The following is a 24206-nucleotide window of genomic DNA, read 5'->3' on the forward strand; positions in this document are numbered from 1 at the left end:
TCAATTAAAAACCTTTATGCCAATAATAATAAATCTGGATGTGGTGCTGGCACAAAAAAAGATGCGATCGCGCGAGCTGGCCCAACGTATCGGCATTACCGAACAAAATTTGTCGCTATTAAAATCAGGTAAGGTGAAAAGCATTCGCTTTGCTACGTTGGAAAAAATCTGTGAGGTACTGGAGTGCCAGCCCGGCGACATTCTTGCCTGTCGCCGGGAAGGGTAGCGATGCGGTGTGGCGATTGCCTGTGGTAATCGCGTGTGGAATTAGTCGGGCAGGCTTTGGGCCAGCGCGGTGACAGCGGCCAAGGCACCTTGGTCGCGCAGGCGCAAGTAGGCGTCGGTCAACGCGTGCACCAACGACGGGTCGGTGCGCAGGTCATCACCAAATACCGCCGTCAGCGCCAGCAAGCCTTGTACGCGAGCCTCATCGTCCGGGGTGGATGCCACTATGCTCTGTAAGGTGCTCTTCAGCGGATCGCGAATATCGACAGCCTCGCCACGATCGTCGCTCCCGCCAATATAGCGCATCCAGCCGGCCACGCCGAGGATCAGCGCTTCGCAACGACTGCCATTGCGTCGGTGCCAGCGCAATCCGTCGAGCAGGCGCTGCGGTAACTTTTGCGAACCGTCCATGGCTATCTGCCAGGTGCGGTGGTGTAGTGCGGGGTTGGCAAAGCGCGTGAGCAGGCGTTCGGCATAGTCTGTCAGGTCAACGCCGGTGATGGTTAACGTCGGCGCTTGCTCTGCCAGCATGAGGTGGCGCACGGCACGGCGAAAGTGCGCGTCGGACATGCAGTCACTGACATGGGCGTAACCCGCAAGGTAGCCGAGATAGGCCAGAAACGAGTGGCTGCCGTTCAGCATCCTGAGCTTCATGGTTTCATAAGGTGCAACATCCTCGACCAGTTGTACCCCGGCAGCCTCCCAATGCGGCCTGCCCTGCGTAAAATGATCCTCCACCACCCACTGAATATAGGGCTCGCAGGCGATAGCGCAGGGATCGTCAACGCCGACAACCTCCGCCACGTCGTGCAGCGTTTGCGCCGTCGCGGCAGGTACGATGCGATCCACCATGGTGGAAGGGAAAGCCACTTCACGTTCAATCCATGCTGCCAGCGCGGGTGCAATCAGGCGGGCAAAATCAAGTACCGCGCGTTGGGCCGCTTTGCCGTTTTCTGGCATGTTATCGCAGGAGAGCACGCTAAAAGGGGGAATGCCCTGCGCGTGGCGGCGACGTAACGCTTCGGTAATGATGCCCGGCACCGACAGCGGCTCGCGCGGATAACGCAAATCATGCTGAATATGGGCATTATTGGTGTCCAGATTGCCGTGAGCACCCGCCAGACAATAACCTTTTTCCGTAATGGTCAGGGAGACAATCTCCGTTTGAGCATCGGCAAGCTGCGCCAAAATGGCCTCTTTGCCTTCAACGGCGGCGTGCAGCGAGGCGCACACCGCGCCCACTACGATGGCCTGATTGCCACTTTCCCCTTTTTCCAGCACGGTAAACAGATGCTGCTGTTCACGCAACGCTGAAATCAGGCTGTCATCACTGAACAACACCACTTCGCACAGTCCCCAATCGCCGCCTTCCTGATTAAGAACGCGGTGCGTCAGCAATGCCTGATGCGCACGGTGAAAAGCACCAAACCCGATATGCACCATACGCGGGCGTAGGGCACGGCGATCATAGCGCGGTACATCGACATTACCCGGCAGGGTTACAGTGGCGATATTTTGCTTTTTATCAGTCATTTATTTGTTTTTTTGCAGGTGATCATGAGCTAAAGGTAGCTGCGATTTTGCACTGGCGCAACTGGCGCTCCCAGGAGGAGAAAACTTATGCTCCTTTCTCCTAACTTATCGCGTTTTCTTCTAGCTGTGGCTCAGTCGCGGCGATTTTTGTCTTCTATTTTAGGAAGATACCCACCATCCACACGCATAGAAAGGTCTGCGCGATGAAACTGGAATCCCTCGTGTTACACCATGGCTACACCTCGGAAGCAACCACCAAATCTGCTGCCGTGCCGATTTACCAGACAACCTCTTACACGTTCGATGATACGCAGCATGGTGCTGACCTGTTCGACCTCAAGGTGGCGGGCAATATCTACAGTCGCATCATGAACCCCACTAACGCGGTGCTGGAAGCACGCTTGGCAGCGATTGAAGGCGGGATCGGCGCATTGGCACTCGCTTCGGGCATGGCGGCGATTACCTATGCGCTGCAAGCGCTGACGCAGGTCGGTGACAATATTGTTAGCACCAGTCAATTGTACGGTGGCACCTATAACCTGTTTGCACATACGTTGCCGCGTCAGGGGATTGAAGTGCGTATGTTTTCTGCCGAAGATTTCGCCGCGCTTGACGCGTTGATTGACGAGCGCACCAAGGCGGTATTCTGTGAGTCCATCGGCAATCCGGCGGGCAACGTGGTGGATATTGCTCAGATTGCCGCTATCGCCCATCGCCACGGCGTGCCGGTGATCGTCGATAACACGGTGGCAACGCCGGTGCTGTGCCGCCCGTTCGAACACGGGGCTGATATCGTGGTACATTCCCTGACCAAATATATCGGTGGGCACGGCTCCACGATTGGTGGCGCCATTATCGATAGCGGCAAATTTGACTGGGTTGCCAACAAGGCGCGCTTCCCACTGCTCAGCGAGCCAGATCCCTCTTACCACGGCGTGGTGTACACCGAGGCCTTCGGCCCGGCGGCGTATATTGGCCGCTGCCGCGTCGTCCCGTTGCGCAATACTGGCGCGGCTTTGTCGCCTCACAGCGCCTTTTTGTTATTGCAAGGCCTGGAAACGCTCAGTCTGCGCATTGAGCGGCATTGCAGCAATGCCGAGGCGCTGGCGGGTTATCTCTCGTCTCATCCGCTGGTCACCTGGGTGAACTACGCGGCCTTACCGGACAGCCCGTATAAACCGACATGCGACAAAATTTCTGGCGGCAAAGCCTCTGGGATTATCAGTTTTGGCATCACGGGCGGCAAAGCGGCTGGTGGCCATTTTATCGATGCGTTGCAGATGATCCTGCGATTGGTAAACATTGGCGATGCCAAATCACTGGCGTGCCATCCAGCCACGACCACGCACCGTCAGCTTAATCGCAAGAGCTGGCACGCGCCGGTGTGAGTGAAGATTTGGTGCGCATCTCCGTCGGGATTGAGCACATTGACGATATTATTGCGGATGTGTCGCAGGCGCTTGAGGCTTCACAGCGCGGAGCGTAACAGGGCGTTGCAGACAGCGTAGGGCGAGAAGGGATGCTTGATAAATTCCCCGGCGGATGCCGGGGAATGCAGGAATGCAACAGTGCCAATCAGGAGTGGTTGGCATCCGTTTGCGGTGCCGCCGTCTCAACTGGCTGCTGTACGTCATCCGGTACGGCAACTGGTGCATCTTGCGGCGCCAGCGTTTCCAACGGTTGTGCCGGTTCCAGCGCGCCGTTGATCTTGGTCGGCATGCCAGAACGCGTTCTGATGGCGCTATCGACATCGCTGGTGTTCACGCTCACGTCAGCAATCACTTTGCTGACTTTGGCAGTGATGCTGATCGGGGCCGGAGCGTCGGAGTGGAACTCTTCTACGGTACGAGACAGCGGATCGTGTACTTCAACATAGCGTGAACCATCTGGCTCCACGGTGGCTTTCACCGGCTCATTGATAAACTGAACGCGGGTGCCAACCGGCACATTGTTGAACAGGAATTTGATGTCGTCAGCGCGCAGACGCACGCAACCGTGGCTTACACGCAGACCGATACCGAAGTTGGCGTTGGTGCCGTGAATTGCATACAGATTGCCGATGTAGAGCGCATACAACCCCATCGGGTTATCCGGGCCTGCCGGATAGACTTTTGGCAGATACTCACCGCGTGCTGCATATTCCGCATGCATTTTGGCGGTTGGCGTCCAGGTTGGACCCGCTTTTTTACGCTGTACGCTGGTGGTCCAGTTAACCGGCGTATCTTTACCCAGTTCACCGATGCCGATAGGCAATACGATGACGGTTTTGCTGCCTTTCGGATAGTAGTACAGGCGCATTTCGGCGCTATTGATAACGATGCCTTCGCGCGGCGCGTCTGGCAGGATCAACTGCTGCGGAATAATCATCTTGCTGCCCGGCTGCGGCAGGTAGACATCCGCATTGGGGTTCGCTTCCATCAGGTTGCTCAGGCCCATTTGGTACTGGGCAGCAAAGGCTTCCAACGGCAGCGTGCTGTCCGCCGGTACGGTAATTTCCAGGTTTTCCCCGATCAGACGGCTGTTGGCCGACGGCAGCGGATAAACAACGGCGAATGCTGATTGGCTGAAAGCAGCAGCGGCCAGAAGGGTGGTTAAGATCGCGCGAATACTCATCTTCATATCTTTATTGAGTGTGTGATGCCCGAAGGGCTCTGATGTCATTTGTTGTTAGCGGTTGAACCGCCCGGATGCGCATTATATGGTCAGAACGGCCTCGGAGGGAAATAGCATGTGCAATGAATCACATTTTTTGCCTCCGGCATGAAAAAAAGAGGGGGCTCGCGGTCATTTTGGCCGTGATTATGTCATCCCTGTGCAGGCAAAACGCGTTTCTTCTGTCAGGGGGCCCCGGCTTGCGCCGAGGATGACAGGCATTAGATAAAACGACTCAGGAAGGCTTGGGTACGCGGGTGCTGCGGGGTGACCAACACATCGTCCGGGCGGCCTTGCTCAACCACCGCGCCTTCATCCATAAAGATAACTCGGTCAGCGGCTTCGCGAGCAAAACTGATCTCATGGGTGACGACGATCATGGTCAAGCCTTGCTCGGCCAGAGAACGCATGGTGGCCAGCACTTCACCGACCAGTTCGGGATCGAGTGCTGAAGTGGGTTCGTCAAACAGCATCACCGTCGGGCGAATAGCCAGCGCACGCGCAATGGCGACGCGCTGCTGCTGCCCACCAGACAGGTGACGCGGGTAGGCATCCGCTTTGTGCTCCAGCCCAACGCGCTTTAACAGCGCCATGGCATACGCCTGTGCTTCCTGGCGGTCCTGCTTATGCACACCGACCGGTGCTTCAATGATGTTTTGCAACACAGTCATATGGGGATAGAGGTTGAACTGTTGGAACACCATGCCGATGTGACTACGTTGGCGGGCAATGTCGCGTGCCGACAAGGGATAGAGTTTCTCACCGCGCAACTGATAGCCAATTTGCTCATCGCCCATCATGATAAACCCCTCATCCATCGTTTCCAGATGGTTGATGCAGCGCAGCAAGGTGGATTTTCCCGAACCCGATGGCCCTAAAATCACGACGGTTTCGCCGCTGTTTACATCCAGATCGATACCGCGCAGCACATGATTGTCGCCAAAATATTTGTGGACGTTGCGTGCGTGCACCAGCGGTGTTTGCTCATGGGGTATTGTCGTGTCGCAATGCGGCTTGCTCATTAAGGCTCCTCTTGGCCAGGCACGCGGGGTTTTACCGGGGGCAATCGACGGGTTTCCGATGCCGGGAGTCGCTCACCCCGGGAGTAATAGCGTTCGATGGCCGATTGCCCAATATTCAGCAGCGAGGTAATAAACAGATACCACATCACCGCCACCATCAACATCGGGATAACGGCAAAGGTACTGTTATAAATGGCTTGTACCGAATACAGCAGATCGCCCATGGCAATGACGCTGACCAGTGACGTCGCTTTGATCATGCTAATTAACTGGTTACCGGTAGGGGGAACGATGGCAAGCATCGCCTGCGGAATAATGATGCGGCGCAACGCACGGCTGCGGCTCATGCCGAATGCCTGCGCGGTTTCCTCCTGACCGTGATCGACTGAAAGCAGGCCGCCACGAATGATTTCCGCCATATAGGCCGCTTCATTCAGTGCCAGACCGGCAATGGCGGCCGTAAGCGGTGTGATCAGATCGTTGGTCTTCCAGCTCACCCACTCCGGGCCAAAAGGAATGCCCAGTGAGACGCGGGGAAAGAGCGTAGCGAGGTTATACCAAAAAATCAGTTGCACCAGCAGCGGCGTGCCGCGAAAAAACCAGATATAAAGCCCGGAAAGTCCGCTCAGCAGCCGATTGTTGGACATGCGCCCGATAGCCAGCAATAACCCCACTATAATGCCGATGATCATGGCCACCACGGTCAGACCCAGCGTCATCGCTAACCCGTTGAGCACGGTTTTTTCGTTAAACCACTGATAGACCACATGCCATTCAAAGTGTTTATTGGTCCCAATGGACCAAAGCACATAAAAGGCGACAATCAGCGTGAAGCCCCAGGAAAGCCGCTGGCTAACGCGGCTGGGGGGCAGGGCTCTGGCAACATCTCTCAATTTGTCCACGGCAAAAAAATGCCTCTCAACGTGATTGACGATGTAATGCGTGGTTTCTGCGAAGAAACGTCGATTACTTGGCTAAATTGATGCCCGGTGCAGGCAGCATGTTGTCTGACAAATTCCATTTCTTCATGATGGTGGCATAGGTGCCGTTATCAAACAGCTCCTGATACGCCGCCAGAATAACCGGCGTTAGCGGTGAGTCCTTCTCAAAGACCGACCCCTGATACAGATCGTCAAATCCGTTGTGTTGCCCGGTACCGGCCAGTTCAAGTTGCCCATTGGTTTGTTGCACAAAGTAGGTCAGCGGTGCCTGAGAGGAGAAGAAGGCATCCGCGCGATCGGAACGCACAGACAGGATTGAGGTCGGTTGGTCCGTGTAGGATTGTACCGTCACGGCCGGTTTTCCGGCAGCGGTACAGGCTTGCGATTGTTTGACCATCACCTGCTCGGCAGAGCCGCCAGCCAATACGGCGATACGTTTGCCACAGGTATCGTCCAGGGTATTAATTTTTTCAGGGTTGCCACTTTTTACCGCAAAGACGACGAATTCACGGACAAAATCCACAAAATCGTTTTTTGCCTGACGCGGCGCAAAATCACCGGTGGGCCCGATAGCGAATTGGTAGCGCCCCGATTGAATACCGCTCAGTATGCCGGGTAATCCGGCCACCGTGAAATGTTCAATTTTGACACCGAGCAGTTCACCCAATGCGTTAGCGAGATCAACGCTAGCGCCTTCAATGGCATCTTTACCGTTGACGATTTTATAAGGCGGAAAGGAACCGTTATTGGCCGCGTTTAAGACGCCGGTTTTTTTTATATCTTCCGGCAAACGTTCGTGCAGGCTTTTGTTTAGCGTTTGGGTTGGAATGGCGGTCGCCAAGGTATTTGCCGAAAACAGTGAACCGATAAGTAGCGTGGTATATCCAAGCTTTTTCATTGTCATGCCGTGTTCTCCTCTGCTTTTGGGGAATGCAGATGTCAGTGATAGTGAGAAAATCAGTACTAGCGGTGAAAACTATCCTTGTATTTCATGGGGCAAACGTGGTGTAACAAAGCGGCGGTTAGCCAGTGCCGGTAAAACATCGCGAGCATAGGCGGTTCGTTTTGGGTCGATATCAGCATAGACCAACGTCGGCGTTTCGGGTGCCTGCACTATCACGACGCCGAGCGGGTCTACGACCATGCTGTTACCGATGTTGCGCACACCGCACTCGCCAACCGCCACTACATAGGTGGTGTTTTCCAATGCGCGGGCGCGGACCAGCAGTTCCCAGTGCGCCTCTTTCAGCGGCCCTTTGACCCAGGCGGCGGGCAGCACCAGCAGATCGGCGCCATCCAGTACCAGACGACGCGCGAGTTCAGGAAAGCGGATGTCATAGCAGGTCATCAATCCCACGTTCAATCCGGCAACGTTGACCAACGCTGGAACATCATCTCCTGCCATCACGTTATCAGATTCTTTCATGGCGAAGGCATCGTACAGATGCAATTTGCGATACTGCTCGATGATTTCGCCGTTGCGAACGACAACCAGCGTGTTCCAGACTTTATCGCTGCCGTTAGGAACGTGGATGCTCATGATGGTGGTCATGCTGTTGCCTTGACTGGCGGCAAGCACCTGCATCATAAACGGGCCATCGAGGGGTTGTGCTGCGGTCAGTACCAGCTTGGGATTGGTAATATCACGTGCCAGAATGCCTTCAGGCAGTACCAGAAGTTCGGCACCTGCCTGCTCGGCTTGTTCCATGAGTGAGACGGTGGTGATGGCATTGTTTTGCCACGCTTTTTCTACCGCAAATTGTCCCAATGCAACTTTCATAGCAACCTCTGTTATCCATCACGTCATTAAGGTGCAATGTCGCTACCGACATGAATAGGGGAACAACGCTTCTGGGGTTAAGCAGTTCTCCGTGATCTTCTGCTCATACAGTTCTTGGGCGAAATCAGCGATCATCACTTTATTCACCTCAAAGCCATTTTCATTCCAGTTGGCGGGTAAATCCCGCGCAGTGCGGCGCAGATCGTCCAGTAGCCACGGCGTGGTATCGGTATATTTGATCCGTTTTTGCATCCACAGGGCGTAGGATTGATCGATCACTTCGCTCAACGCTTGAGGCAGCCAAGGGTGCGCCTGGGCTATCTCAGGTTTCATGCCGAGAACGTGAATACCCGGGATGTAACCAACGGCTTGGAAGTAATCCAATTCTGCCTGCCGAAAATCGCGCAGTAATTGGCGTAGCCCTGAGGTCTCACTGAAATACCCATCCGGCATAAACGGGGTGCATATTGCATCCAGTTCGCCGTTTTTCAGCAACGCTATCAGCGACTGCTCGCCGGGGGCCGCGTCAATATTTCCCGGTCGACCAAAATTCCCCAGCCTGTCCATGATCGGGTGGGTGTCTGCCAAACGGCCGGCATACCAATGGACATCCTTCGTCTCTATGCCTTCACGTCGCAGCAAAGCGCGTGTCCAGACACTGCCGGAGTGATGCCAGCCTGTCACACCGATACGTTTGCCCGCGAGCTGTGATAACGCATCCAATGGGCTGTTTTCGGTGGTTAAAATGCAGCGCTGGCGAAACCCCCGCATCAAGAAATGCGGGAGTGCCAGCAAACTTTCATCGTTACCAGCGCGATTTCTCGCGTAACGGCTGAAAGAGACTTCACCCGCATCGTAATGTGGGCTGTTGGCCAAATTTTGGGGCAACGCCCCCACCCGGTCGATCATCAATGTAAAGTGTTTTGGTTTGATATCGCCCAAAGCAAGTGGAGTAAAATAGTCCCAATCGCGCACTGCCAATCTAATTGTTATCGTCACGCTATTTCCCCGGTGAAGGCTAACTAATCCACATCATGCTCATTATTTCCCTGCTTACAATTGTACAGTTGTACAATTTTTATACGTAATGTGGCTTTTTTTGATACTAGTGGCTCATTTGTGTGTGTACAATCATATTTTTGTTACTGAACAAAAGTTTTTGATATGACAGCAAAAATTGATCCCGTTTGGCTGGCTGGAATGCTGACTGATCCCTCGATTCGCGGGATTGCGATGGATATCGCCGCATTGATTCGTGAAGAACACATCGCCATTGGCAGCCAATTACCGTCAGTTCGGGAGTTAGCGGAAATATTGCGAGTGAGCCCGGCAACGATTTCGGCTGCCTGGGCCCAATTAAAGCGACAGAATGTGGTGACCGGACGTGGAAGGACGGGGGTATGGGTCTGTAGTCAGCGTATATCGCCCCGCCCGGAACGTTTTGAAAGGATTGGCAACTTTGGCGATACGATCCAGATTAACATGGAGCTCTCTTCACCGGATCCCGCGTTATTGCCTAATCTGGCTGCCGCATTACAACATGCCTTATCGCAGCCCACGTTGAACAGTTATCAACGAACTGCCATTGTCCCTGAATTGGAGGAAGCGGTGCGCAAACGCTGGCCTTATCCGGCTGAGGCGTTTATTACCTCAAGTGGCGGGTTTGATGGGCTGCTCCTGGCGTTGCAAGCATTGATCTTTCCCGGCTCGACGGTGGCTATCGAAAGCCCTACTACGGCTCGCTTACTCGATTTACTCGATCTGCTGGGAATGAATGCCATCAAGGTGGGCTGCGATGCCAATGGGCCTGACATTGAGGAACTGAAACAGGCGCTGCAACAAAAGCCAGTGGCGTTTATTTTCCAGCCGAGAACACATTCACACACGGGGTGTGCCGTTAGCCCTGAGCGGTTGGAAGACATGGCCGCTGTAATGGCTGAACATGAAAATGTGCTGATTCTGGAAGATGATGGCATCGGTGAATTATCAACCTGTCCCGCAATCAGTTTGGGGCGCTATTATCCTGAACGTACGGTTCATGTTTGCTCTTACTCCAAGGCCTATGGACCGGATTTACGGTTGGCCGTGATCTCGGGCAGTAAAACCCGAATGGACCAGCTCCAATCCTTCCGCCATTTTGGCGTCGGATGGAGTAGCCGGATACTGCAAGGCGCGTTGGCGTATTTATTGAACGATGCGCAGGCACAACACGATATTGCACATGCCAAACAGGTCTATCACCAGCGACGTCAGGCGTTAGTGGATGCGCTTGCTCGACGTGACATTCAGGTACCAGAAAGCGATGCGCTGTGTATCTGGTTGCCGGTGCCTTCGGAGCGCCATGCTCTGGTAACCCTGGCCGTGCGTGGTATTGCCGTGAGGGTAGGCGTGGGGGCAGGGGTAAAAAGCGGGGAATTTATCCGGCTCAGTATCAGCCAGTTGCAGGAGCATCAGGTTGAGACCGTGGCCGACGCCGTCAGCCAGATCTTTCGCTAGCGTGCCGGTTCCTCTCGAGATCCTCAGCGTTCACCGAGGATCTCGTCGGGTATCGTGGCGTTATTCTTGCGTGTTCTTCTCTGCTTTACCTGCCATCATCGTCAGGAAATCAAAACGGCGACGCAGATCCTGTTCCGCTTCTTCATACAACCGTGCGGTCTCTTCCGGCATTTGCGTATTTAACCGGCGGAAACGTTGCTCTTTTAACAACGTCTCACTCAGGCTGCTGGAAGGCGGGCGGGAATCGGTAACCAACGCCGGTTTACCTTCTTCCACACGACGCGGATCGAAGCGATAGAGCGGCCAGAATCCAGTCGCCGTCAGTTGACGCATCTGATCGTGACTGAATGCCAGATCGTAGCCGTGTTCTTCGCAGGGGCTGTAGGCGATGATTAATGACGGACCCGGCCAGGCTTCCGCTTCCTGAATCGCCTTCACCGTTTGGTTAAGCTGTGCGCCCAGTGAAATCTGTGCGACATAGACGTGGCCGTACATCATCACGTTGATGCCCAGATCTTTACGTGCCTTACGTTTACCTTTTTCCCCAAATTTGGTGACCGCACCCAACGGTGTCGCCTTGGATTGCTGGCCACCGGTGTTGGAATAACACTGGGTATCCAACACCAGCACGTTGACGTTTTCTGTCAGGCTCATTACATGATCCAGACCGCCGTAGCCAATATCATAGGCCCAGCCGTCGCCGCCAATCAGCCAGACGGATTTGTCTACCAGATGATCGGCATCGAGGCTAAGTTCACGTGCCACCGGCTCATTGAGGCTGGCAAGTCGTTCACGCAACTGCGCAATTTGCTGGCGGCGCAGATCCGGCGCAATGTTCTCTTCCTGCAAGGCGCTCACCAGATCGGCGGGGAGCTGCGGTGCCAACTGCAAGAGCTGACGCAAGGCGCGCTGGCGATGTTGATCCACGCTGAGACGGAAACCTAAGCCAAATTCGGCGTTATCTTCAAACAGCGAGTTGGCCCAGGCCGGACCACGCCCGTTGGCATCGGTGGTCCACGGCGTGGTGGGCAGGTTGCCACCGTAAATAGACGAGCAGCCGGTAGCGTTAGCGACCAGTAAGCGATCGCCGTAGAGCTGCGTTAACAGTTTGATATACGGCGTTTCGCCACAACCGGAACAGGCACCCGAGTACTCGAACAGCGGCGTAATCAACTGTGACGTGCGGATATCGATACGTTCCAGCTTGTTTTTGTCAATTTCCGGCAATTGCAGGAAGAAATCAAAGTGGGTTTTCTCCACGCTCAGGTTATCCAGGCGGGACTCCATGTTGATGGCTTTGATCTCGGGGTTTTGACGGTCTTTCGCTGGGCACACCTCGACGCACAGGTTACATCCCGTGCAATCTTCCGGGGCGACTTGCAGTACATACTTCTGACCACGCATATCACGCGCTTTGACATCCAGCGATTGCAGTGAATCAGGGGCGTTACTCATGGCCTCAGCCGGTACCACTTTGGCTCGGATAGCCGAGTGCGGACAGGCGGCGACACAGTGGTTACACTGCGTACACAGTTCTGGTTTCCAAAGCGGAATGGCTTCTGCAATATTGCGTTTTTCCCACTGGGTGGTGCCGGTGGGCCAAGTACCATCGGGCGGCAGGGCGGAAACGGGCAAGGTATCCCCCAGTCCAGCCAGCATGGTTGCCGTCACTGTTTTAACGAAGTCTGGCGCGGCGTCGGATACCACGGGTGGACGTTGTGGACTTTCAGGGTTAACCGCTGCCAGTGCAACGGATTCCAGCGCCGCCAGTGTGGCTTCCAGCGCCTTCCAGTTGCGGGTAACCAGCTCTTCACCTTTGCTACCATAGCTCTTTTCGATAGCGCTCCGCAGTTTCTCTACGGCGGCATCACCAGGCAAAATCTGTGAGAGGTGGAAGAACGCCATTTGCATCACGGTGTTGATACGTGCACCCAACTGACATTCACGGGCAATTTTGGCTGCATTGATGCAATAGACCTTTGCCTGACGTTGATTCAGGCCTGCCTGCACCTCTTGTGGCAGGCGGTGCCACAGATCGTCGGCGCTGTAAGGGGTGTTTATCAGAAAGATACCGCCGGGTTTCAAGCGCTCCACCATGGCGTACTTCTCAATGAACTGCCACTGGTGGCACGCGACGAAATCGGCCTGATCTATCAGATAGGCTGAATTGATCGGGTGTGGGCCAACGCGCATGTGCGATACCGTCAGGCTGCCCGCTTTTTTGGAGTCGTAGACGAAATAGCCCTGCACAAACATCGGCGTGCTGGAGCCGACAATCTTGATGGCATTTTTGGTGGCGGAGACCGTGCCATCGCTGCCGAGTCCATAGAACAATGCTTCCAGTCCGGCGCTGGAGGGGAAGTGTTGCTCCGGCAACGGTAGGGAAAGGTGGGTCACATCATCATAAATACCGACGGTGAAACGCGGTCTTGGGTTAGCAAGCGCTAACTCATTAAAAATAGCCTGCACGCACTGCGGAGTGAACTCTTTGGACGATAAACCGTAACGGCCACCAATGGTACGCGGTAACGTTGTGCGCTCCCCACGGGAAAAGGCTTCCGCTAGTGCGGTCATCACATCCAGATAAAGCGGTTCTGCCAGCGCGCCGGGCTCTTTGGTGCGATCGAGCACAGCGATGCTCTGCGCGGTTTGCGGAAGGGCTGCGAGCAGATGCTGCGCCGAGAACGGACGATACAGACGCACTTTAAGTACGCCCACTTTTTCACCACGGGTCAGCAGGGAATCCACCACTTCTTCGCAAGTGCCTACGCCCGATCCCATCAGCACAATCACACGCGTCGCTTCCGGGTGGCCGTAATATTCAAACGGCTGATAGCGACGCCCGGTGACCTCGGCAAAGGCATCCATCGCTTGCTCAACGTGAGAGTAGGTGTTGTTGTACCACGGATTGGTGGCTTCGCGTGCCTGGAAGAAGGTGTCCGGATTGGAGGCCGTTCCACGGATCACTGGGCGTTCTGGTGTAAGCGCTCGCTCACGGTGCGCGGCAATGGCGTCCTGAGGCAGCAGTTTCAGTAAAACGTCATCACTGAGCGGTTCCACTTTATTGATTTCATGTGAAGTGCGGAAACCGTCGAAGAAATGGATAAAGGGGACGCGGCTGTTGAGCGTAGCGATGTGTGCAATCAAGGCGAAATCTTGCGCTTCTTGCACGGTGTTGGCACACAGCATCGCACAGCCTGTCTGGCGTACCGCCATCACGTCGGAGTGATCGCAGAAAATGGAGAGCGCATGAGTCGCGACGGTACGGGCGGCAACGTGCAGCACGAAAGGGGTTAACTGTCCGGCCAGCTTGTAGAGCGTCGGGATCATCAACAGCAAGCCCTGTGATGAAGTAAATTATGTCGCCAGCGCACCCGTCTGCAACGCCCCGTGCACGGTAGCAATCGCACCGCCTTCCGACTGCATTTCGATCACCCGGGGAGTGTCTCCCCACAAGTTCTTACGCTCATCGCTCGACCATGCGGCAGCCTGCTCGGCCATGGAAGAACTTGGGGTAATCGGGTAGATGGCGATGACGTCGTTTGCTCGCCAGGCCACAGAAACGACTGCGCTGTTACCGTCAGTGGTGATCATGATTTAACCTTAACTTGCTTGCTCACAGAATGAAATACGATTGCTTTTTTACATTATCGCATCAGAGAAATGGGTTTGAATGAATCATAATGTGCTCAGATGTATAAATTCGTGTAAATGAGCATCTTTGCAGACGAATCTATCACATAAGTGGGTAATCGACTATCTTACGCAGGGGCTCTGTTCCACATAACAACTAAGGATATTAATAGAAATCAGTGAGTAACGTCGCTATATTGAAAATTGTTAATTTTTCTCTCAAACCGATATTGCCCTGACAGAAAATGCGATATGTTACCTGAACCCCGGCGATGCAGAGCCATTGAACAGGGGCATAATAAGAGGACAGGATGATGGCAGATGAGTTGCAGAACAAACTCGTTACGGCGTTAACGTCTCTGCGCGATCAGGGGAAAACGCCGACACAGGCCGTCGAGCATATGATTCAGGCATTGGGCGGACACTATCATGATATTTCCCGCATTAGTGTATTCAATGCCAAGCTGATTGCCGATGTGCTGTATACGGTTCATCAGGGAAAGATCGACGCCCATGAGCTGGCGGTGTTATTGCGCAATATGTGTTATGGCGGACCTGATATCGCTCTGGCGCTTCGGACCACCTTTACCACGCTGGATGCGCAAGCCATTGGGGCGCTGCTGCTGGATACGCAGGTTTACCCCGAGAGTGAAAAACAACAGGTGCACCACGCGTTGCACTATGCAAAATTCGCTGTACCTGAATGCGATCAGGCGGTGGAGGCGCTTTACTCCGCATAGCGCTGCAACGGTGTTGCCGCCATCCCGGCTTCCGGTGTGGCGGTGTGAATACCTTTACCGACTTTCCCCAGGCTACTATCCCGAGCTGTATCGTGACTAACAACACCGCATAATCCTGCGTTATTTGTTACGAAAATCGCTTTTTTTCTGGTCTCAGATCTTTTTCGTGCTGATCGACGGCAATCTGTTACGCATAATTATGTGTGTCTGTGTGATTTTGCGATTTTGTGGTTTTACTCCCTGATTGCATGAACAGCGCCCATGGCATGCGACATTACTTTAAGGCGTCATTGCAGTTTTGGAGGTGAAAATGCGAGAGGCTGTTCGCTACCGCAGTATTTGTGGAGATTACTATCGCCATGTGTGGGTAGTTGGGGATCTTCATGGTTGCTATCAACAATTGAAGCAGCAACTGATTGCACGGAAATTTGATGAACGTTGTGACTTGCTGATTGCTGTTGGCGATCTTATCGATCGAGGAACCGAGAGCGCGGCATGTCTGGCGCTGTTGGATGCTCCCTGGTTCATTTCAGTGATCGGTAATCATGAATGTATGGCATACGCTGTGGTGCAAGGAGAAAACAGCGACCACTGGCGTAACAATGGCGGTGACTGGTATTTCGAGTTGAGTCCGATACATCGTCATTCCATCGATCGACTGATCCATCTGTCGGCGTCGCTACCCCATGTGCTGGAAGTTAACGTGCAAACGCGCTGTTATGTGATTGCTCATGCGGATTATCCCTCTGCGCGCTATGAATGGGGCCTGCCCGTCAACGTGGGTGATGTCGTGTGGGGGCGCAGGCGGTTGTTGCAAGCACAGTCTGGCGACTATCAGCGGATCGAGGGGGCCGACCGTTTTATCTTCGGACACACGCCGCTTAAAAAGGTGTGCGCCTATGCCAATCAGATCTATCTCGATACAGGGGCTGTGTACGGTGGGCCCCTTTCTATGGTGCGCTTGCTCTAGCAGGACACCTTTTCGCGCTTTAGTGTCTTCCTTGTACGCCCTGTTATCTGCCTCCGCGACGGTGACCCTTGCATACGTGCTTATGCGCGTTCGTGATCACGTCATGGCCTAATGAAATAGCGTCGTGACGTGATTATTATCGCCCAATGAACAAAATGCTGTTCATACTGTAACCGCTCTAAGGTAGCATCGGGAAGCAATGTTGGCGTTTATAACAGGAAAGGATGATGAATATAACCATTTATCCCGCTCAGAAAGCAGATGCGTGCGCGATCTTGGATATGATTATTGAGCTAGCGGAATATGAACTTTCCCGTAATCAAGTGATTGCGACGCGTGAAGACATTGAGAAAACGCTGTTTGGCCCTGATACGCGTACAGAAGCCTTGATTTGCGCTATTGATGGCGTACCGGTTGGATATGCGGTGTTCTTTATGAGTTACTCCACCTGGTTGGGCAAAAACGGTATTTATCTTGAAGATCTCTATGTAGCCAAACGTTTCCGTCAGCATGGTGCGGGCAAAGCGTTGTTAGCACATGTGGCAAAATTGGCTAAAGATCGCGGCTGTGGTCGTTTGGAGTGGAGTGTACTGGATTGGAACCAGCCAGCTATCGATTTTTACGACAGTATTGGTGCTAACGCACAAAGTGAATGGATTCGTTACCGTTTGGACGAGAAAGGCATCGAAAATTTTTTGCGCAAACATGTAAAAGCGTGAATTGAAACCAGTTAGCGATCCGGTGGCCCGAAGAGAGGCCACCGGACGACTGTTATACACCGAGCTTCTTGTGGTACTCCGCGCGGGTTTTTTTCAGATTATCTGTCGCCGTTTTCGCTTCAGATAATTTTCCTGCATCCACCAGCGCAATCGCATCATCGATTTGTGTAATTAACTTGCCCAGACCTTCGTTGAACACCAGGCTGTCAGGTCCTTTGTTAAACTCAGGATCGGCCTTGGCTTTCGTGGCGTGTTCCTTCATGGTCTGTAACTCAGATTTTAGCGTAGCCGCATCGCTGGCGCTGTTGGCACCTTTATAGCTGCCCGCCATGGCACGCATTTCCTCTTTCACCGATGCCTGACTGGCTACCGGCAGTGCCAGCGTGACGCTCGCCAATGCGATGCTTACTGCAATCATTGCTCTTTTCATTGCTTACTCCTGTTGGGGGATGCTTTAGCGAAAAGGATTCCCTTGCCGTTTTGTTATTGTTATGTGAAAGAGTATTCATGAGTCTGTGAGCGCGGTCAAATGGTATATCTGGTTTAATAAACAAAGAAAATCTGGTCAGTATGGGTAAGGTTAGCGTGTGCCGATGTTAATTTAATGCAAAAGAATATTTTAAAAATGGGATTCCCCTATTTTTTATAGGTCCATAATATGAATGGACTTCGTCTATATAATGCAGGTTTATATTAAATGAAAAATAAATGAATCAATGGCATTTTGTTTTATTGTAGTGCGGAGAACCTCTTTGTTGTTTTTATTTTATTAATTTTATTGGTAAAAAAATAAGTCGCTATCTAAACGTTGTGTCATTTATTTAAAATTAGCGAAGCGTTTTATTATATATTTAATGATGTCGATAATGTAGTTTTTTACTGGTGATGATTAACATCTTCACGATAAAGCTTGTTGTATATTATTCATTTATCTCATCATCTTTGATTCGTTTTTCTATGGTTAGGGTTTTTGTGATTTTTTATTTTTAACGTAAATGAGGTGGTGAAATTATCTGATGTTCAATGTTAATTCATAATAGGAGTGTTTTGTGAAAGACTCATGGAATGATGATAATATTTTAATAGACAGAGATAAAAAGGAAAAAGCTCAGTTTTACCAAACGTTTCAAGATTCATTTAAGTCATGTTTACAACATTTCTTCAAAAATTATAACGAGCACTCACACGCTATTGAGTCTTCACTTAATAGTGACGACAGCTTTAGGCAGTCAGTGGTCAGGCTTAAGGATAACGACCATAATTTCGAAGGTTGGATTGATGTAATCGGTCAGGGTACACGCTTGGCTGATCAGCATATGAATAACCCTGCCTTGACGAGTAACGCTGCAATGAGCGGGGTTGCATCGTTTATATGCGCCAGATATCCAGATGTTTATAACATTTCACACTTTAGAAACTCGTATAGAGATCTGGCTTATAAGTTACATTCTGAAGTAACCCAGCGTGGAATTCGTGGTTCTGATAAAACTGAGTGGTTACTGCCTCCCCGCGGTTCTTTATCAGAACAAGATAAAAGAACCGGTGTTGATATTGTAACACTGGTTGGTATTACTGGACATGATAGCATTATGGGTACGAGTCATAATGACAAAATATATGGGGGGGCGGTAATGATCTACTGCGAGGAAGAGAAGGTAATGATATTTTGTATGGCGGAGCAGGGCATGACAATTTAAATGGCGGGATAGGAAATGACGAATTAATTGGGGAGGCCAACAACGATCTTTTACAAGGAGGAAGTGGTTCCGATATCTATCATTTTTGTTCAGGAGATGACAGCGATATCATCACAGAGTGCAAACGAACACCTGATGATGTAGATATATTACGATTTGGTTCGGGAATATTACCGTCGCAAGTGATCTTAAAGCGTAGTAACGGTGAAAACAGGAATGATTTGACGCTTGGGATTAGGGACAGTGACGATAGCGTTACCATCAAAGATTTCTTTGGGCTGCTTGGACCACAAGTGGAACGTGTAGAGTTTTCTGATGGGGCTCATTGGGATATGGCGGCGTTTGCCCAGAAGTATGGTGGTGTTGGAGATATAAGCCAAATTCGCGCAAATATGATGGGCGGAACGCAAGGTCAAAATCGTTGTGCTGCGTTTGAAGGCCCATCAACAAGTGGCGTCTGCGATGAGCGTTTCGATGACATTGAAGGCATTAATCGTTCCTGTCTGACTGGGAAAAAAGCGACGGTCACAGTCGACACCTTGGAGCATGGCCAAGGTGATAAAACGGTCCGTTATGGCTACGGGATGACACCAGCAGATGTCAGGCTTGAAGAAGCAAAATCGCCTCCAAACGAGAACGGTGTTTATTATAACGGCTATACGTTTTCTAGCAATTCTGCTAGTAATTTTTTGATTATGGAAATTAAAGGCGTTTCATCACACGAAAACGAAATTCATGATTTTCCACGTTCTGACAGCACGAGTACGACAGAATTTTATGACGGTACAGTGTGGACTGTACCGGATATTATAAAACACTTCCGGGAAGGGGCGCCCTTACCAACTGCACAACCTGCCGTGCCGAATGTGGGGGGGGCGATCCCGCAACTGCATCAAGAGGTGGCGCAATTTATGGCTGCGGGTGAAGTAGACGATGCCAGCGTCTCCTCCGTGTCGCTGCCGCTAGCAACAGCACCCTCACATCAAAGTATCCAGCAATCTCCTCTCACGCATTAATGGAGGCAGAGCATGTCTCAGGACAAATACGTGTGGAAAGGTTTGGCATTGATTGCCGGATACCATGGTAATGCCGTCAATATAGAGGCATTGCAGTTACATATGGGTTGGTTTATGACTCGGTTATTGTGTTAAAGAATAGGACGTTACGAGTCGGGCTGAATAAATGGCAATGGGAACCCAGTAAGCAGGTCACTGCGGAAATCAAAAACCATTCCTTAGCTATTTCTTTAGCCCGGCAATGGCGGTGCTGAACATCGTGCGCAAGTGACGTTAAAAATATGCTATCAACTGCCCGTAATGTCATGGATATAAGAATAGAAAACCCACTGAACGAAAGGTTTAAAACGCATCAATAGGTCGTGGAGAGAATGCTTAGTTGGATGAATCGCTTCCATCGAGTACAGGTGTGTTGGGAGAAAAAGGTCGAAAACGTTGAGGTAAAACTGTGTTTTATCGTGGTGCTATTGACGTCAATGAAAGTCAGCCCATTATCGATAAACTCATTGATGGAGCTGTGTTTTTTATTTTTTAGCGTTTTATGGTATTTGTTTTATCGTTATTTAATAATGTTGCGTAATTATAATAAAAATAGGAAATGGCGTTTTCCTTGATTTGCTTAACGCATAAATCAGATGCGAAGTTAATTCTCTTTTTAAAGGGATGTCTATGGTATTTATGAAAATCATCAACGTGTACTCTTTGATGTGGAGCCAGTCTTTATATTCCATTATGTTCTTACTGATATTTATGTGTCCACTATTTGCTCAAAAAATGCACAGTTAATTATACAAAATGTAAATGAGCATAACACATTGCAGGGGAGGCAATTAGTGGTTGAGGCGGAAAAACCCGGAAAATACCGTATTGGTGTTCTTGTTTCCCCCAGCGTTGACTTCAATGCAATTGAAAATAAAGAGGAACGATTAAAAAAGAAACGAGAAGTGCATAGTAAGGTGATTCAAGCACTTTCAGGGAAAATTTCCCTCTATGATTTTCACTACAGAACCCTATTTAAAGAAATTACGCTCCCTGCAAAAGACAATAAATGGAACCCTGCTTCTGAATATCTGATTGATGAGGAACTCTTCGGCGCTAGCTATGATGTGATTGAGATATCTCGCACCGGGCGCTATATATTCCGCCCGGAAATTATCAGCCAGGACTCGGCATTTACTGATTATACCCTGATTTTTGAACCCGTGGGCCGTTCAACCTCCTTTTATGCCAAAGTGCGTGACTTCTTACGCGGTTCCTTTCTGCGTAAGGAGACGCAATGATAAACCTCACCGGACAAGAGGAGTCAGCGCTGGATAACTATTTCCCCTGGCGTGTCTTTTTACATATTTTATTATTTCTTATGGCGTTAATGACACCGTTAGAAGGGGGGAGTAAGGATATCAATTCTCCTATCGTATCGGCACCGCCCAAGGCAGAAAAAATATTGGCCAGGCAGTTTGTGGTTTATGCGGAAAAACCTGGGGAATATCAAGTGGATATTCTTTTTTCTGCTGGGGAGGAAATTAATAATATTGTGGATTTTAATGAACGCTTTACCAAAGAACGAGAGGTTCATAGAAAGGCTTTATACGATTTAGAAGGGCGTATTCTTGTTTTTGATTTACAGGAAAATGTCCTGGCTCAGGAGATTTTTATTCCTACTCAGGAGAAGACTAAAACCTTTTCGTCACTATATATCATTGATGAAGATGAATTGGGTGAACTCTATCCTATTGTTAATATACCGCATCCAGGGCGTTACCTGATTCGTCCTGAAATTGTCAGTCATTACCCTGGATTTACCGATTATACGCTTTATTTTGTACGCCTCAGGTACAAATAAATTATTTATCCTTAAACTATTGAGGTGAATCTATGTCCTATTCAGTTACCGTAATGAATGATTCAAAGGTTCTGGATAATCCTGATGGCGGGGTTATTCATAGCTGGCTAAAATTCGATAATGGTTCTGCTGATGCAGATTATTTTGGTTTTACACCCAAAAATGGCAGGTTTGACAATAATATCAGGGGAAAAGATGCGGAAGGGCTTGTTGAGGAGAGAAATGTGTTAAAACACAGACCTCCAACAGAAACCAAAACCATTCCCCTGACCGAAACGCAATACCGGCAGATGATGCAAAGCATTCAGCAGTTTAAGGGACACCTGTCTGGCTACGATCTCACTCCGGATGGAAACGGTGATGCAAACTGCACCACTGCAGCAAACCAGATATTACAAAGTGGTGGAATCGATTATTTAGAGGGGCTGCAAACGCCTTTTGGCGTGGCCGATCGCATTAAGGGGCTGAATAATCACAATACGCTGGAAGATACTCTGGATGCCAAGGATAGACTGGATGAGCGCGTGGAACAACTCGGCACACAGGCCCAAAAGAGCCTGAGTGGTGCCGTCAACGATATCCTGAACGGTGCGCGTGATGCCGTTCAGGATCAATTGGAAAACCATCTGAAATCGTTAAAATAACCTCGTCCACAGGCGAACATCGATGCGGCAGCGGCACTGTCAAAACATCTGATCAGTCAGTTGCAGCACCAACTGGGCAGGATCGGGAATCATCTCTCCCCAATGGCACAAGAAGGGAGCCCATCCGCGCGCAAATACCTGCAAGAAGCGTTGGGATATCTGCGCAGTCTACTGAACGGCCCGCTACAGGAGGCAATGAACAACCTTCTTGACGGCGCAGTAAAGGGGGGGAATGCCAGCCCTTTCGGCCCCGGGGGGGGACTGCCACCACTGGACGGGCTGCCCGATATTTTTGGGCCACCAGAGGGGCCTGATACTGGGGATTCCGAAGCGGCAATCGACCCTATCATTCTCGATCTTGACGGCGATGGAATAGAAACACTTCCCCTGTCGAAAGGTGTTTTTTTCGATCACGATGAGAATATGTTTGCGGAAAGCACCGGATGGGTGAGTCCGGATGATGGTTTGTTGGTGCTGGATCGTAATGGCGATGGGCGTATTGATACGGGTCGTGAACTGTTTGGTAATCATGCCCGCCTGAAAGACGGCAAGCTGGCAGACCATGGTTTTCTGGCCCTTAAGGAACAGGATGACAATGGGGATGGCGTACTGAATGCCACGGACGCCAGTTGGCAGAAACTTCAGGTATGGCGCGATCTTAACAGTGATGCCAACGTGGATGAAGGCGAGTTATTTTCACCTCAGCAGGTGGGCGTGACGTCTATAGACACTCACTGGAAAGCCTCCTCTTTCGTCGACGCTCAAGACCATGCGCACAGGCAGGTCGGCAGTATCACTTACAGTGATGGCACAAAAGGCCAGGCAAGTGATGTCTGGTTTACTGCCAATAAAGGGTATACGAAATATACCGGAGACATCAGCGTCGGTGAAGACATTCGGCGACTGCCGCACATTCGCGGTTTCGGCAATATGACGGAACTGCATGTGGCGATGAGTCAGAGCCCTGCGCTGCGCGCTTTGGTTGAAGACTATGTCGCTGATCCACTAGCTGCTCAACAGCCTGGAAAAATGGATAAAATACTCTTTTCCTGGGCCGGTGTTACGGATATCGATCCTAAAAGTCGTGGTCGTTATATTGATGCACGCCAATTGGCAGTGCTGGAACAGGCAACGGGCAAGGGCTTTAAACACCAGTGGAGTGGCGATACCAACCCCTTTATTGGTTCTGCTGAATTGCTAAAAGCAGAATACCGGAAATTTGCCCAGCACGCCGAAGCGTGTCTGCTGGCACAGACCCTGTACCGCAATGAATTTGCTTTGATCGTTGTGGATATAAAACCCGATTTCAGTGGCCTGACACTGAATTTTGACGCGTTTGAATCACATATCAACCAACTTAAAGGGACTGACGTAGTCGCGCATTTAAGGCTCCGCAATGCATTCCATTCCTTTTTTTCTTATCAGCCCACATTCAGTGCCGAACAAGAACGTATTGGATTCCCGCCGCAGCGGACATTTATCGGAGGGAGTGAAAACGACGCGCTTGAGGGAAGCCGAGGGGACGACATTCTGGTGGGTGGTAAAGGTGATGACCAGTTAAATGGAGGAAACGGCAGCGATATCTACTTGTTCAACAGGGAAGATGGGAAGGATGTCATTGCCGAATACAGCAGTGAATCTGGTGATGTGGACGTACTGCGATTCGGTGAGGGAATAACCCCGGAACAGGTGGCGGTGGCACGGCGCGGCGGTTCGACAAGCTCCAATTATGGCGATTTGGAACTCGTTTTTAGGTCCGGTGATGAGAGGGTGACAATCAAAGATTTCTTTAGCGCATCGCGATATCAGATAGAACACATTGAATTTGCTAACGGTACGCAATGGCAGTCAAAAGATATCCTCAATCATATCGAATCCGGGCAAGCATTGCCTGCAAGTAAGAAAGGGCGTCCGCAACGATCTATCGCTTTGATGAAACAAGATATCGCCCAGTTTATGAGCTGGGATGAAGAAGACGATGCCAGTGCCTCCTCCGTGTCGCTGCCGCTAGCAACGGCACCATCGCATAAAAATATCCAGCAATCTTCTCTCGCGTATTAATGGAGGCAGGGCATGTCTCAGGACAAATACGTGTGGCAAGGATTGGCATTGATTGCCGGATACCATGGTAATGCCGTCAACATCGAGGCATTGCAAGCGCAGTTCGGCACCGATGCATACCATGATATCAACGTGCAACTGGTCCGCGCCGCGCGTCACTGCGGTTTACGCTGTCGATACTCTCCCCGCATCTCTGTGTCAGGAGACATGCCTACACCGGCTTTGATTTGTTTG

At 51.1% G+C, this 24206-nt stretch carries 19 protein-coding genes and 3 pseudogenes; 13 read left to right on the plus strand and 9 right to left on the minus strand.

Annotation, left to right across the window (positions count from 1 at the left end; all coding sequences use genetic code 11):
* Positions 1 to 16: 16 nt before the first annotated feature.
* A complete protein-coding gene (locus tag K6K13_RS03760; RefSeq protein ID WP_222159598.1) occupies positions 17 to 226 on the plus strand; it encodes a helix-turn-helix domain-containing protein in 210 nt (69 codons plus the stop codon).
* 41 nt (positions 227 to 267) lie between these two features.
* Here K6K13_RS03760 and K6K13_RS03765 read toward each other — a convergent pair whose 3' ends face one another.
* On the minus strand, positions 268 to 1758 hold the full coding sequence (locus K6K13_RS03765) for a mannitol dehydrogenase family protein (RefSeq protein WP_222159599.1): 1491 nt from the start codon (positions 1756 to 1758) through the stop codon (positions 268 to 270).
* Between the two features lie 203 nt (positions 1759 to 1961).
* Here K6K13_RS03765 and K6K13_RS03770 point away from each other — a divergent pair.
* Positions 1962 to 3244: pseudogene (locus tag K6K13_RS03770) on the plus strand (O-acetylhomoserine aminocarboxypropyltransferase/cysteine synthase family protein).
* 89 nt (positions 3245 to 3333) lie between these two features.
* Here the strand turns inward: K6K13_RS03770 and K6K13_RS03775 are convergent.
* The 6 genes from K6K13_RS03775 to K6K13_RS03800 form a co-directional block, all read right to left on the minus strand.
* Positions 3334 to 4371 carry a L,D-transpeptidase family protein gene (locus tag K6K13_RS03775; protein ID WP_222159600.1) on the minus strand — a complete coding sequence of 346 codons (1038 nt, stop codon included), beginning with the start codon at positions 4369 to 4371 and terminating at the stop codon, positions 3334 to 3336.
* Between the two features lie 260 nt (positions 4372 to 4631).
* Positions 4632 to 5432, minus strand: coding sequence for an amino acid ABC transporter ATP-binding protein (locus tag K6K13_RS03780; RefSeq protein ID WP_222159601.1), 801 nt, complete (start codon positions 5430 to 5432; stop codon positions 4632 to 4634).
* Positions 5432 to 6334, minus strand: a complete 903-nt coding sequence (locus tag K6K13_RS03785) for an amino acid ABC transporter permease (protein WP_222159602.1) — start codon at positions 6332 to 6334, stop codon at positions 5432 to 5434. Before K6K13_RS03785 ends, K6K13_RS03780 begins: the two co-directional genes overlap by 1 nt.
* Before the next feature lie 64 nt (positions 6335 to 6398).
* The gene (locus K6K13_RS03790; RefSeq protein WP_252120486.1) at positions 6399 to 7271 is read right to left on the minus strand and encodes an ABC transporter substrate-binding protein; all 873 of its coding nucleotides are present in this window, start codon (positions 7269 to 7271) and stop codon (positions 6399 to 6401) included.
* 78 nt (positions 7272 to 7349) lie between these two features.
* Positions 7350 to 8153, minus strand: coding sequence for a deaminated glutathione amidase (locus K6K13_RS03795; RefSeq protein ID WP_222159604.1), 804 nt, complete (start codon positions 8151 to 8153; stop codon positions 7350 to 7352).
* A 42-nt stretch (positions 8154 to 8195) separates the two neighbouring features.
* Positions 8196 to 9152, minus strand: a complete 957-nt coding sequence (locus tag K6K13_RS03800) for a substrate-binding domain-containing protein (RefSeq protein ID WP_222159605.1) — start codon at positions 9150 to 9152, stop codon at positions 8196 to 8198.
* Positions 9153 to 9317: 165 nt separating this feature from the next.
* On the opposite strand from K6K13_RS03800, the gene K6K13_RS03805 reads away from it, so the two are divergent.
* The gene (locus tag K6K13_RS03805) at positions 9318 to 10649 is read left to right on the plus strand and encodes an aminotransferase class I/II-fold pyridoxal phosphate-dependent enzyme (protein ID WP_222159606.1); all 1332 of its coding nucleotides are present in this window, start codon (positions 9318 to 9320) and stop codon (positions 10647 to 10649) included.
* Between the two features lie 60 nt (positions 10650 to 10709).
* On the opposite strand, the pseudogene nifJ reads toward K6K13_RS03805, so the two are convergent.
* Positions 10710 to 14243, minus strand: a pseudogene (gene nifJ, locus K6K13_RS03810) (pyruvate:ferredoxin (flavodoxin) oxidoreductase).
* A gap of 350 nt (positions 14244 to 14593) precedes the next feature.
* Between nifJ and K6K13_RS03815 the strand changes: the two are divergent.
* From K6K13_RS03815 to K6K13_RS03825, 3 genes are all read left to right on the plus strand, one after another.
* Positions 14594 to 15022: a hypothetical protein gene (locus K6K13_RS03815; protein WP_222159607.1), complete on the plus strand. Its 429-nt coding sequence runs from the start codon at positions 14594 to 14596 to the stop codon at positions 15020 to 15022.
* Between the two features lie 310 nt (positions 15023 to 15332).
* The gene (locus K6K13_RS03820; protein WP_222159608.1) at positions 15333 to 15992 is read left to right on the plus strand and encodes a metallophosphoesterase; all 660 of its coding nucleotides are present in this window, start codon (positions 15333 to 15335) and stop codon (positions 15990 to 15992) included.
* Positions 15993 to 16219: 227 nt separating this feature from the next.
* Positions 16220 to 16711, plus strand: a complete 492-nt coding sequence (locus K6K13_RS03825) for a GNAT family N-acetyltransferase (protein ID WP_222160954.1) — start codon at positions 16220 to 16222, stop codon at positions 16709 to 16711.
* A 52-nt stretch (positions 16712 to 16763) separates the two neighbouring features.
* Here the strand turns inward: K6K13_RS03825 and K6K13_RS03830 are convergent, their stop codons facing one another.
* On the minus strand, positions 16764 to 17141 hold the full coding sequence (locus tag K6K13_RS03830; RefSeq protein WP_222159609.1) for a cytochrome b562: 378 nt from the start codon (positions 17139 to 17141) through the stop codon (positions 16764 to 16766).
* Positions 17142 to 17760: 619 nt separating this feature from the next.
* Here K6K13_RS03830 and K6K13_RS03835 point away from each other — a divergent pair.
* From K6K13_RS03835 to K6K13_RS23425, 7 genes and pseudogenes are all read left to right on the plus strand, one after another.
* Positions 17761 to 18408 carry a hypothetical protein gene (locus K6K13_RS03835; RefSeq protein ID WP_222159610.1) on the plus strand — a complete coding sequence of 216 codons (648 nt, stop codon included), beginning with the start codon at positions 17761 to 17763 and terminating at the stop codon, positions 18406 to 18408.
* Positions 18378 to 19424 (plus strand): calcium-binding protein, encoded by a 1047-nt coding sequence (locus tag K6K13_RS03840; protein ID WP_222159611.1) that lies wholly within the window; start codon positions 18378 to 18380, stop codon positions 19422 to 19424. Before K6K13_RS03835 ends, K6K13_RS03840 begins: the two co-directional genes overlap by 31 nt.
* A gap of 359 nt (positions 19425 to 19783) precedes the next feature.
* Positions 19784 to 19879 (plus strand): annotated as a pseudogene (locus K6K13_RS23085) (IS5/IS1182 family transposase); the annotation flags it as partial.
* 378 nt (positions 19880 to 20257) lie between these two features.
* Entirely contained in the window at positions 20258 to 20704 is a 447-nt protein-coding gene (locus K6K13_RS03845) for a hypothetical protein (RefSeq protein WP_222159612.1), read from the plus strand.
* Entirely contained in the window at positions 20701 to 21267 is a 567-nt protein-coding gene (locus tag K6K13_RS03850; protein ID WP_222159613.1) for a hypothetical protein, read from the plus strand. The genes K6K13_RS03845 and K6K13_RS03850 overlap by 4 nt, the downstream gene beginning before the upstream one ends.
* A 32-nt stretch (positions 21268 to 21299) precedes the next feature.
* Positions 21300 to 21911, plus strand: coding sequence for a hypothetical protein (locus K6K13_RS03855; RefSeq protein WP_222159614.1), 612 nt, complete (start codon positions 21300 to 21302; stop codon positions 21909 to 21911).
* Between the two features lie 150 nt (positions 21912 to 22061).
* Positions 22062 to 23972 (plus strand): calcium-binding protein, encoded by a 1911-nt coding sequence (locus K6K13_RS23425; RefSeq protein WP_286206780.1) that lies wholly within the window; start codon positions 22062 to 22064, stop codon positions 23970 to 23972.
* Positions 23973 to 24206: the final 234 nt, after the last annotated feature.

This window comes from Symbiopectobacterium purcellii, assembly GCF_019797845.1.
GTDB lineage: Bacteria > Pseudomonadota > Gammaproteobacteria > Enterobacterales > Enterobacteriaceae > Symbiopectobacterium > Symbiopectobacterium purcellii.